The sequence below is a fragment of the Novosphingobium sp. NBM11 genome, from assembly GCF_015390225.1.
GTDB lineage: Bacteria > Pseudomonadota > Alphaproteobacteria > Sphingomonadales > Sphingomonadaceae > Novosphingobium.
Map to the genome: position 1 here is coordinate 600,163 of NZ_VUOG01000003.1, position 11,327 is coordinate 611,489.

The 11,327-nt window shown below is 66.1% G+C and carries 5 protein-coding genes; 4 read left to right on the plus strand and 1 reads right to left on the minus strand.

What is annotated here, in order from left to right:
* A complete protein-coding gene (locus tag F1640_RS22940) occupies positions 1–4,887 on the minus strand; it encodes an S-layer family protein (protein ID WP_194921935.1) in 4,887 nt (1,628 codons plus the stop codon).
* 356 nt (positions 4,888–5,243) lie between these two features.
* On the opposite strand from F1640_RS22940, the gene F1640_RS22945 reads away from it, so the two are divergent.
* From F1640_RS22945 to F1640_RS22960, 4 genes are all read left to right on the plus strand, one after another.
* Complete coding sequence (locus F1640_RS22945; protein WP_124810421.1) at positions 5,244–5,684, plus strand: RidA family protein; 441 nt, start codon at positions 5,244–5,246, stop codon at positions 5,682–5,684.
* A 403-nt stretch (positions 5,685–6,087) separates the two neighbouring features.
* Positions 6,088–8,361: a TonB-dependent receptor gene (locus F1640_RS22950; RefSeq protein WP_124810420.1), complete on the plus strand. Its 2,274-nt coding sequence runs from the start codon at positions 6,088–6,090 to the stop codon at positions 8,359–8,361.
* Between the two features lie 102 nt (positions 8,362–8,463).
* Positions 8,464–10,359, plus strand: a complete 1,896-nt coding sequence (locus F1640_RS22955) for a glycoside hydrolase family 2 protein (protein WP_124810419.1) — start codon at positions 8,464–8,466, stop codon at positions 10,357–10,359.
* The gene (locus F1640_RS22960; RefSeq protein ID WP_124810418.1) at positions 10,360–11,265 is read left to right on the plus strand and encodes a sugar kinase; all 906 of its coding nucleotides are present in this window, start codon (positions 10,360–10,362) and stop codon (positions 11,263–11,265) included.
* Positions 11,266–11,327 lie beyond the last annotated feature (62 nt).

The following is an 11,327-nucleotide window of genomic DNA, read 5'->3' on the forward strand; positions in this document are numbered from 1 at the left end:
TCAGAACGCAAAGCTGACGCCCGCCGACATCCGGTGATTGCGATAGCTCTTGCCCCGGTCCACGCCATCGTAGCTGGCCTGGACCGAAAGGTTGCGCGCCAGATTTGCGCTGACGGCGGCGCCATAGGCCATGCCGCTCTTTGCCAGACCGGTGCTCTGCACCGTCCATGCCGCACCGTTGAGGACCGCCGTGCGCGAGGCCGTTGGCGCATCGCCAAGCTGGGTCAGCAAGGTTCCATAGGCGGATAGCCTGGCGGACGCGAACGTCTGCACCAACTGGCCGCCGACGCGGCTGTCCAGCGTGTTCCAGCCGCTGTGGGGCAGGGTCAGGGCGAAAGCGCTGTTCGATGCGGTTTCGCTGACCTGCCCGGAGGACGCATTGCCAAGCTGCACCCCGGCCAGCGCATAGGCCGCAAATCCGCCGGCCTGCACCGCCCGCAGCCGTGCATCGACCGCCAGTTGCGCCACGGAGACACGCGCGTTTCCGCTGGCCCGCACGGTATCGCGGGCGGTGGCGATGGTCCGGCTGGCGTTCATCGTGCCGGAAGCAAACCCGCCAATCGCGGAGAGATCGACGAAAGCCGCTGGCGCATAGCGGCCGTAGAGGTAACCGACCGCTCCCGCGCCGCTGGCTTCCGCCCCGAGTCCGGTGTTGATCCGGGTATGGGTGTAGCCGCCCGCCACGCCAAAGCGCAGGCGCGGCGTGTCGACCAGAGTGGCCCCGGCGATGAAGCCGCGCGTCGTTGCCGAATTGCCGTTGCCCCGCGCGCTGTCGCCCGGCGCCTCGTGGCTGTTGATGTAGCGCGTCCACAGCTGGACGCCCTGCTCGCCGCGCGCTCCGACGTAGCCCCCCTGATTCAGTTGATCGCGCACCGTGCCCAGGGCGGTATTCGCCGCGCTGGCATAGCCCTGCAGCGCATCGGCATAGATCTGGCCGCTGATCTGCGAGAAGGCCCGTTCATAACCGGCCGCATCAAGCCCATAGAGACTGTTGAACAGGCCGCCGTTCGCGGCATTGCCGCGGAGGCTGTCCAGCGCGGTGGCCGTGGCCCGCGTATTGCTGTTCCATCCGCTGGTCGCGCCCAGCGAGCCGAAGCTCACCGGTGTTACGACCAATTGCGCGGTGGTATCGGTGTAGAGCGCATCGAAGCGGGTGTTGGCCGCCAGGCCGCTGGCAGGCTGCACGATGGATTCGAATGTACCCCGCACCGCCGTTGCCGATACAACGGTGTAGCGGCTGCCCAGCGCCGGCGTGTAGCTGTTGGTGGCAGCACCGGTGATGCCGCGCAGTGTGGGGACAATCGTGCCGCCCAGCGTCACGGTGCCATTGACCACTAGCCGGTCGTAACTGCCCGCGCCACCGCCGGCGGACCAGGTCGCCCCGTCGATGTCGACGGCCATGGTGGATCCCGACGCCAGCGAGACGGATCCGTTCACCATCAAGGTGCCCGGGGAATTGCCCGGCGCCAGCGTGGCGCCGCTGGAGACTGCGAGAATGCCGTCGCTGGCCATGGTGATCGTGCCCGAACCGCTCAGCACGGCGCCATTGGCCACGGTCAGCCCGCCCGTCGCCAAAGTGCCATTGACCGCAAGCCGCCCGGCGGAAACGGTGGTGGCGCCACCAATCGCGCTGCTTCCGGTGAGGGTGAGCGCACCGCTGCCCGATTTGGCAAGGGTGCCGGTTCCGGTGATCGATCCGGCATAAGTGCCATCGGTCGCCTGGATAAATTCAAGCGCGCTGTCGTTCAGGATCGCCCCTTGCAGCGAAGTGCTTGTGCCCTTCAGCGTCCCGCCGGCGATCGTGGTGCCGCCGCTGTAGCTGTTGGCGCCGGTGAGCGTCAGCGTGCCGCCGCTCAGGCCGAACTGTCCCGCTCCGGAGAGGATGCCCGAAAAGGTGCCGGTTCCGGCCGAGACGGTCAGCGCCTTGCTTCCCAGCACGACCGAGCCCGACCCATCGAGATCGACTACGCTGGTCCCCTGATCCGCGATGCCCGAAATATCGAACGTGCCGTCGACCGTCAGAGAGGAAGAAACCACCGCCCCGGAACCCGTCAGCGCCAGCGTGCCGCCATCGACGACGGTGCCGCCGGTGTAGCTGTTGGTGCCCGAGAGCGTGGTCGTGCCGCTGGACTGGCTGACGCAGCCGGTGCCGGTCAGCGTGGCGCTGACCGTGCCGCCCTGCAGGGCGAAGGTGCCCGAGGAGGACAGCACGCCGTTCTGGATCGTCCCGCCGGCAAGGGTGATGCCGCCGTCCTCGGTCTGGCTGGTGCCACCGAGGTCGAGCGTGCCATTGGCGTTGACGGTGGTGGAGCCGCTCGTGTCACCCAGCGTGCCATCGCCCGTCAGCGCCAGCGTGCCGTCGCTGACGACGGTACCGCCGGTGTAGCTGTTGGTGCCCGAGAGCGTGGTCGTGCCGCTGGACTGGTCGACGCCGCCGGTGCCGGCCAGCTGCGCGCGGATCGTGCCGCCCTGCAGGGCGAAGGTGCCCGAGGAGGACAGCACGCCGTTCTGGATAGTCCCGCCAGCAAGGGTGACGCCGCCGTTCTGGGTCTGGCTGGTGCCACCGAGGTCAAGCGTGCCGTCGGCGTTGACGGTGGTGGAGCCGCTCGTGTCACCCAGCGTGCCATCGCCCGTCAGCGCCAGCGTGCCGCCGCTGACGACGGTACCGCCGGTGTAGCTGTTGGCACTGGACAGAGTGGTTGTGCCGCTGGACTGGTTGACTCCGCCGGTGCCGGCCAACGCGGCATTGACCGTGCCGCCGTGCAGCGTGAAGCTGCCGGAGGAGGTGAGGGTGCCGTTCTCAATCGTGCCGCCGGCCAGCGTGACGCTGCCGTCCTGGGTCTGGCTGGTAGCGCCAAGGTCAAGCGTGCCGTCGGCGTTGATGGTGCTGCTGCCGCTCGTATCGCCGAGCGTGCCGTTGCCCACCAGGGCCAGCGTGCCACCGCTGACGACGGTGCCGCCGGTGTAGCTGTTCGCGCCGGAAAGCGTGGTGGTGCCGCCGGACTGATGAACGCCACCGGTGCCGGCCAGCGCGGCGCTCACCGCGCCCCCTTGGAGCGCAAAAGTGCCCGACGAGGAAAGGACGCCGTTCTGGATCTCCCCGCCGGCGAGCGTGACGCCGCCGTTCTGGACCTGGCTGGTGCCGCCGAGGTCAAGCGAGCCACCGCCGATGACGGTGGTGGTGCCGCTCGTGTCACCCAGCGTGCCGTCGCCCGCCAGCGCGAGCGTGGCGTCGCTCACGACTGTGCCCCCGGTGTAGCTGTTGGTGCCCGACAGCGTTTGCGTTCCCGCTCCCAGCACCAGCCCCCCGGCTCCGGCGATCGTGCCAGCGAACGTATCGTTGGCGTGGGTGATTGTCAGCGTATTGTCGCCCAGCGTGACGACGCCACTGCCTGCCAGAGAGGCAACCGATGCCACGCCGCCTGCTCCGGCAATGTCGAAAATACCGTTGTTCACGAGGCGCGCGGAATTCGTGATCGACGCCCCGCCGGAAAGGGCGAGTGCGGCATCGCTGTCGATGGTCGTATCGCCGGTCCAGTTGTTGCCGGCATTGGTCAGCGCGAAAGGCCCGCCCGAGAACGTCACCTGCTGATCGATGGCAACAGCATCGCCGTTGATGTTGTTGCCCGTTCCCGTGGTGATCGCGCCTGAAAGAGTCACCACGTGCCCGGACGTGTTCCGGAAGACGGTCCCGTTGGCGCTGGCGGGCGAGGCCACCTCGAGCGAAACGTTGTTGGCATAGGTGCCGTCTGCGGCAAAGGCGATGGTCGGGTTCACGGCATGGATCGTGCCCGTCCCTGCGGCACCGGTATCACCCAGTTCCAGTGTGCCGCCATTGACATAGAGATCGCCCGAGAAGCCACTGTTGTTGGCCATCAGCTGCAGCGTGCCGGCGCCCCGCTTCACCAGCGATCCCGAACCGCTCAGCGTTCCGGTCAGGGCGATGGCGTTGCCGTCGGTATCGATCGCGCCGCCCAGTGATTGCACGGTGAAATTGTTGCCGATCGTTCCGCCAGCGACGATCTTGAGCGTTCCGCCCGCGAACACGGGGTTGACGGCATTGGCGGCCAGATCGGTGGAACTGTAATAGCTGACCGCCGTGTCGATGTCGGGAATGGCGGGGGGCGCGGGCGGGTTGGTGATCACGACCGTGCCCGTGGTCGTCCCCAGCTTCGAAGCGACGAATAGGATGGGGTCAAGCGCGTTATCGATCGCGTTGAAATCACCGAACCCCAGTTGATACGTGCCGCTGTTGTCGATCGTGAAGGTCTGGGCAATGAATGACGTGCTGCCATAGCTTTGCAGGATGACGGTCTGCGCGGGGTAGCCGGTGGACCCCGCCGTGATCCCCGCAGCGCCGTTGCGGGCCAGCAGGTCGACCGTGTTGAGGCCGTTGCCCGCGATCGAAAAGAAGACGCCATCCGTATAGGGAAGGTAGTCTTGCGCGGCATAGGCCCAATAGAACGTGTAGGAGCCCTGCGACAGGGTCAGCTGCTTGGAGATGTAGCCGAAGTTCGTTGTCGTAAGGTTGGCGCCCACGCCATTAATCGTGACATTACCGGTACCGGTGGCCGACAGCATCGTACCCGCACTGAGCCCCAGCGCGGCGTCGATGGAGTCGATCGTCGTGAGGCTGAGTTGAGGCTGGATCACGGCCATGGACTCACCCGGAGCCGGCGTCAGCGTGAAAGGGGAGACGCCCAGATTCAGCGTTACCGTGGTGGCGGTGACAGACGCGCCGCCGGCCGTCGTCCACCCGTTCAAGGTGCCATCGGCGAAGAGGTCGAGGCTGCCCGCGGTCTGCGCGATCGCGGCATGAGGCGGAATAATGGCGCTGGAAAAGAGCAGCGCCAGTCCAAAGGATTCAGCCTTTCTCGAAAACGTCATTCGCCGCCCTTTCCTGATCGACGCGCCAGTTTAAGTGGCGTTTTGAAAGCAACGGCTATCTACGATGGTAAAATATCCATCAAAATTACGGACGTATAAAGGAAAACACTTAGGGATTTCCGCGAGGGATAAGTGTTGGTCGTATTCCATTGTCCAGCACCCGTGCCGAACTGGGAAATCGGGACTTTCCCATTCCGCCGTCGGAAGCCGCCGCCGCATTGCACGCGCGTCCGGCCGTGCGCTTGACGAGGTGCTCCAAGGCCCCGCGATCAGCGCTGGCGGCGACCGGAGCGTGCGGATAGGGTGCGCTTCCGCCGTGCGGGAATCCCTTGGCCCGCGAAAACAAGGAAGCTGCGATGCGCCGTTTCACAATGCACGCGATAGGGTTGAGCCTGCTCGCGCCGATGGCCACCGCCGATGCCGCGCCCGCCCGCCATGTGCCGGCGGCTGTAGGCTTTCCGTTTTCCAAGGCGGTGGCGGTCGATGGAATTCTGTATCTCTCGGGCGAGATCGGAACGGGGCCGGACGGGAAGCTGGTGCAAGGTTTCGACGCGCAGGTGCGCCAGACGATGGACAACATCGTCGCCACGCTCGCGCGGGAGGGATTGAACACCGACGACGTGTTCAAGTGCACGGTCTATCTTGCCGACATGAGCCAGTGGAGCGCGTTCAACCGCATCTACGTGTCCTACTTCAAACCCGGTCGTTTGCCCGCGCGAAGCGCATTGGGCGTGAACGGTCTCGCGATGGGCGCGGTGACCGAGGTCGAATGCTGGGCCACGTTGCCCCGGAAGTAACCCGCTCCGAATCCGTCCTGGCCGCACTTTCCGCGTTGCCGCAAGCCATGCGGTGCGTCCTGCGCGTCACCGGAATTATTGGACAGGCCAATTTGGCATTTCCCGGGAAGGTTATTGCTCTGGCCCAGCCAACGAGCGGCGGGTGGCGGATTTTTTGCCGCGCCACGGTGAGCCTTCGGCCGTCCGAGGCTTCGTTTTCCGGGCGTTGCGATAGCGGCTATGATCCATAAATATATCGCTATATCAATGCCATGACGGGTTGTGCGGCCAATTCCCTGTAAGGAGGAATGACCAAAGTTGTCAAAATCTGCGAAGAACGGCTTGTATCTGGTAAGGCCATTTGATAGGAGGCCGATGCTTCACGGGCGAAGAACCCGTGCTTCTACTTCCAGGGAGAATGGAGATGACCTGTTTCCGCAATTCCGTTTGCCTCGGTGCGCTGGCTGCCGCGACGGCAGCGTTGGCGCAGCCGGCCATTGCGCAGAACGCGGCGCAGGATCAGGCATCTGCGAAGTCCGATTCCGGGGCTGATTCCGCGGCACCCGGCGAGATCATTGTCACCGCGCAGAAGCGCGCGGAAAACGTGCAGAGCGTTCCTCTCGCCGTTTCGGTGGTCGGGCCGACCCAGCTCAAGGCCGCCGGCGTCACGCAGTTCCAGGATCTGGGCAAGATCGCGCCCTCGCTGACGATCCGCCCCGCCGAACACCCCGCCAACGCCAACGTCTCGCTGCGCGGCGTCGGCACCTTCGCCTTCGGCATCGGCGTGGAGCCGAGTGTGGCCGTGCTCGTCGACGAAGTGCCGCTGGCCTTTCAGGCCCGCGCCTTCACCGATCTGCCCGACGTGGAACGCATCGAAGTGCTGCGCGGGCCGCAGAGCACGCTTTACGGCAAGTCGGCCTCGGCGGGTCTGATCAACATCATCACGCGTGAGCCGACCGACACCTTCCACGCCCGCGCCAATATCCTGGCCACCACCGATTCCGAAGTGGGCGGCAACGTGAGCATCTCCGGACCGCTTGCCCAGGATCTCGGCTATGTGCTCTCGGCCAGCTATTCGAAGTGGGATGGCAACGTCCACAACCTGTACAACGGCAAGACCGTGAACGGTCGCGAAACGGTGAACCTGCGCGGCAAGATCCGTTACGAGCCCAGCTCCGACGTCAAGATCACGCTGTCGGGCAACTACGTGAACGGCACCACCACCGTCGGCCGTCCGTTCATCCGCATGGCGCCCGGCGCGCTGCTGCGCAACACCGCCGGCCAGACCGTGGGCGTGACGATGCCCGGCGTGAACGTGAACCCCGAAAACCAGGACATCAGCAACAACTACGATTCCCGCACCAAGTATTACGGCGGCGGCGGATCGCTGCGCGGCGAATTCGGGCTGGGCGACCTGACGCTGATCTCGATCACGTCCTACGACAAGTTCCGCCTGAACGATTACCTTGATCACGACGATACCTCCTCGACGCTGCCGATCGGCAGCAACATCCAGGTCGGCGCGTTCAAATCGCGGCTGTTCACGCAGGAAGTCCGCCTGCTGTCGCCCGGCGACAAGCCGTTCCGCTACACGGTCGGCGCCTACTATGCCGATGTACGGTTCGAGCGGCCGTTTTATCGCGGCCCCGCGTTCTCGCCGGCCAACTGGTATGCCACGTCCAAGTCGCGGCAGGTTGCCGGCTTCGTGCAGGCCGACTGGGAATTCATGCCCAAGGCCACGCTGACGGCGGGCGGCCGCGTGCAGAACGAAAAGATCGCCTACACCTTCCAGGACAACCTGGCGGCGGCCGGCAGCCAGTTCTTCAGTGGCGGCGCCTCGAAGACGGCCGGCACCTACCGGATCAGCGCGCGCTATGAATTCACGCCCGACCTGATGGTGTTCGCGACCTATTCGACCGGTTACAAGGGCCAGACCTACGACCTCACCACCGGCTTCAATGCGGCGCGTGCGGCCGCCGGCCCGCTGCTGCCCGAACGCTCGCGCGATATCGAGGTCGGCGCGCGCATGCAGTTCCTCGACCGGCACGTGACGGTGAACCTCACCTACTTCGACACGACCTACAAGAACCTGCAGGCGCAATCGATCGAGACGATCGGCGGCACGCAGAACTTCCGCCTCACCAACGTCGGCAAGCTGGGCACCAAGGGCGTCGAACTCGATACCTCGGCGCGGACGGGCGACCTCTCGCTCAACTGGTCGCTGGCCTATCTCGACGCGAAGTACCTCTCGTACCCGACCGCGCAGTGCTATCCGTTGCAGACGGCCGCGACGGGCTGCATCAGCGGTTCGCCTAACTACCAGAACCTGACCGGCGCGCGCGCCGTGCAGGCGCCGAAGTGGAAGTTCGCGCTCGGCACGGAATACAGCCCGGCGCTGACCGACACCCTGCGCGGCGTGGCCCAGCTCAACTGGCAGTACCAGAGCAGCCTCTACTTCGTGGCGGAAGACCCGCAGACGTTCCAGCCGGCCTATTCGATCGTCAATATCGCGCTGGGCCTGCGCGCCGAGGATCGCCGCTGGGAACTGACCGGGTTCATCAACAACCTGTTCGACAAGCAGTACTACGGGTCGCTGGTGAACACGGCCAGCAACTTCGGCACGGTGCTGGCGACGCAGGCGGTGCTGCCGCGTGACTATCGCCGCTATGGCGGCGTGCGTTTCGGCGTCAATTTCTGACGATCCGGGTCCTCCGGTCGCAACGGTGGGGGCGTCCCTCAGCCCCCACCACCCTTCCGGAGCGCCAATAGACGTATCGGGCGACAAGCGCGGGAGAAGGACATGCGGCAGGTTCGGGTAAAAGCGGGATTGATCGTGGCGGCGCTGGGATGCGCCGTGCCGGCCATGGCGCAGGAAGCACCCGCGGTCCTGCCGCTCAGCACCGTGCAGAACGGGCCGCTGCTCGTTTCGGCCGACATGCGCCAAGGCACCGATCTTTCCGGCCCGTGGCATTATTCGATCGATCCCTATCGTGCGGGGATCGCCGGCTTCCATGGCGAGATGCCCGAGCGCGGGCAGCAGCGTTATGCCGATGTCGATGTCCGCAAGGCCATGGCCGAGGACAACCGCACGCTGTACGAATTCGACATGGCGCATTCGCCCACCGCCGCGCTGCCCGGTTCGTGGCTGGCGCAGACGCCCGAGATGCGCCACTATCAGGGCCTCGTCTGGTATCAGCGCGCGTTCGATGTGCCCGCGCAGCGCAAAGGGCGCACGTTCCTGCGCTTCGGTGCGGCGAACTACACCACCACGGTCTATGTCAACGGCCAGCCGGTGGGCCGGCACGAGGGCGGTTTCACCCCCTTCGCCTTCGATGTGACGAAGCTGCTGCGCGATGGCGCGAACCAGGTGACGATCGGCGTGGATTCGCAGGCGACCGCCACCACCGTCCCTCCGCCGGTGACCGACTGGGAGAACTATGGCGGCGTCACGCGCCCGATCCGCCTGATCACCACGCCCGACACTTACGTGGACGATGCGTGGGTGCGGCTGACGCGTGATGGCCGGATCACGGTCAGCGCGCATCTCGATGGCCCGCAGGCCGCCAACAGCGCGATCCGTCTGCGTATCGGGGAACTGAAGCTGGAGCTGGCCGGCAAGACCGACGCGCATGGAGACTGGCGCGCCACGATGACCGCGCCACGCGCACTGGTGCGCTGGTCGCCCGAAACGCCCCGGCTCTATGACGTGACGATCGCGGCGGGCGAGGATACCTGGCGCGACCGCGTGGGCTTCCGCACCATCGAAACGCGCGGGGCGGACATCCTGCTCAACGGCAAGCCGGTGTTCCTGCGCGGTATCTCGGTGCACGAGGAGGAAATCGGCAGCAATCCGGCGCGCGTGATCACGCCCGATGCGGCGCGGGCCTTGCTGGGCGAGGTCAAGAACGGCTTGCACGGCAATTACGTGCGGCTGGCGCACTATCCGCACAGCGAAGTGATGACCCGTGCGGCGGACGAAATGGGCCTGCTCGTGTGGAGCGAGGTGCCGGTCTACTGGATGGTCGCGTGGTCGAACCCGCAGACGCTGGCGACGGCACGCAACATGCTGGCGGAGAATATCCTCCGCGATCGCAATCGCGCCTCGGTGGCGATCTGGAGCGTCGCCAACGAAACGCCGGTAACGGACGCGCGCAACGTGTTCCTGCGCACGCTGGTCAGCGATGTGCGCCGGCTGGACGATACGCGGCTGGTCAGTGCGGCACTGCTGGTCGATCGCGCGAAGGATGCGGCGGTGCCGACGATGACGCTGGCCGATCCGCTGGCCGATGTTCTCGATGTCATGGCGATCAATACGTACAACGGCTGGTACACCAACGATCGGCTGGCCGATCTGCCGGGCAGCGTCTGGCATGTGCCCGCCAACAAGCCGCTGGTCTTTTCCGAGTTCGGCGCGGATGCCAAGGCGGGCTTTCACGATGGCGGCGCCGGGCAGAAGTTCTCCGAGGAGTTCCAGGCGGAATACTACCGCAAGACCCTGGCCATGGCGGACGAACTGCCCACGCTGCGCGGCATGTCTCCTTGGATCCTCAAGGATTTCCGCTCTCCCCGCCGCCAGAATCCGGATTTCCAGCAAGGCTGGAACCGCAAGGGTCTGATTTCGGAAACCGGCCAGCACAAGATGGCGTTCGACGTCCTGGCGCACTATTATCAGGCCAAAGATCAGGCAGGACGCTGAATGGCCCGGATCGTATGCGTGGGCGAAGCCATGCTCGAACTCTCGCGGCAGGGCGAGGGCTGGGCGCTGGGCTATGGCGGAGACACGCTGAACACTGCGATCCATCTGGCACGCGCCGGGCATGACGTAGCCTATTTCACCGCGCTGGGCAGCGATCCTTTCGCGGATGACTTGCGGCGGCGCTGGGCGGCGGAAGGGCTGGACTGTTCGCTGGCGCTGGCGCACCCGACCCGCCAGACCGGTCTTTATGCGATCAGCACCGACGCGCGGGGCGAACGCAGTTTCGCCTACTGGCGCGATACCAGCGCCGCGCGCGAAATGTTCGCGCTGCCCGGCGCGGCGGCGGCGCTGGAGCAGGTGGAGCGAGCGGACCTCATCCATTTTTCGCTGATTACGCTGGCGATCCTGCCGGCCGAAGCGCGCGAGGCTCTGCTGGCGCTGGCCCGCCGGGTGCGTGCGCGCGACGGCACAGTCTCGTTCGACGGGAACTACCGGCCCCGGTTGTGGAAAGATGCGGCAGAAGCGCGTACCGCGCGCGACAGCGCGATCGCGGTGGCGGATATCGGCCTGCCGACGCTGGACGACGAGATGGCCATGGGGGGCGCAAGCTCCGCACCGGCGGTGTCGGCGCACTGGCAGGCCGCCGGGTGCCGCGAAACCGTGGTCAAGCTGGGCGAGGCGGGGTGCCTGCTGCCCGATGCGACGATCATCGCGCCCGACGCCGTGCTCGATCCGGTCGATACCAGTGGCGCGGGCGATGCGTTCAACGGGGGCTATCTGGCGGAGCGGATGCGCGGCGCCGATCCGCGTGCCGCCGCGCGAGCCGGCCACGCGCTCGCCGGCTGGACGATCATGCGCCCGGGGGCGATCCCGGCGGATACGTTTGCATCCGTGGTGCCCAATTGACGCGGCATTCCCGCATCTTTACGCCTCCAGGCGCTCCGCGCAGCTTCCGGGAACAGGATCGC

Coding starts and splice junctions, on each gene's coding strand:
- F1640_RS22940 (WP_194921935.1), bottom strand. CDS start 4,887: ATGACGTTTTCGAGAAAGGCTGAATCCTTTGGACTGGCGCTGCTCTTT.
- F1640_RS22945 (WP_124810421.1), top strand. CDS start 5,244: ATGCGCCGTTTCACAATGCACGCGATAGGGTTGAGCCTGCTCGCGCCG.
- F1640_RS22950 (WP_124810420.1), top strand. CDS start 6,088: ATGACCTGTTTCCGCAATTCCGTTTGCCTCGGTGCGCTGGCTGCCGCG.
- F1640_RS22955 (WP_124810419.1), top strand. CDS start 8,464: ATGCGGCAGGTTCGGGTAAAAGCGGGATTGATCGTGGCGGCGCTGGGA.
- F1640_RS22960 (WP_124810418.1), top strand. CDS start 10,360: ATGGCCCGGATCGTATGCGTGGGCGAAGCCATGCTCGAACTCTCGCGG.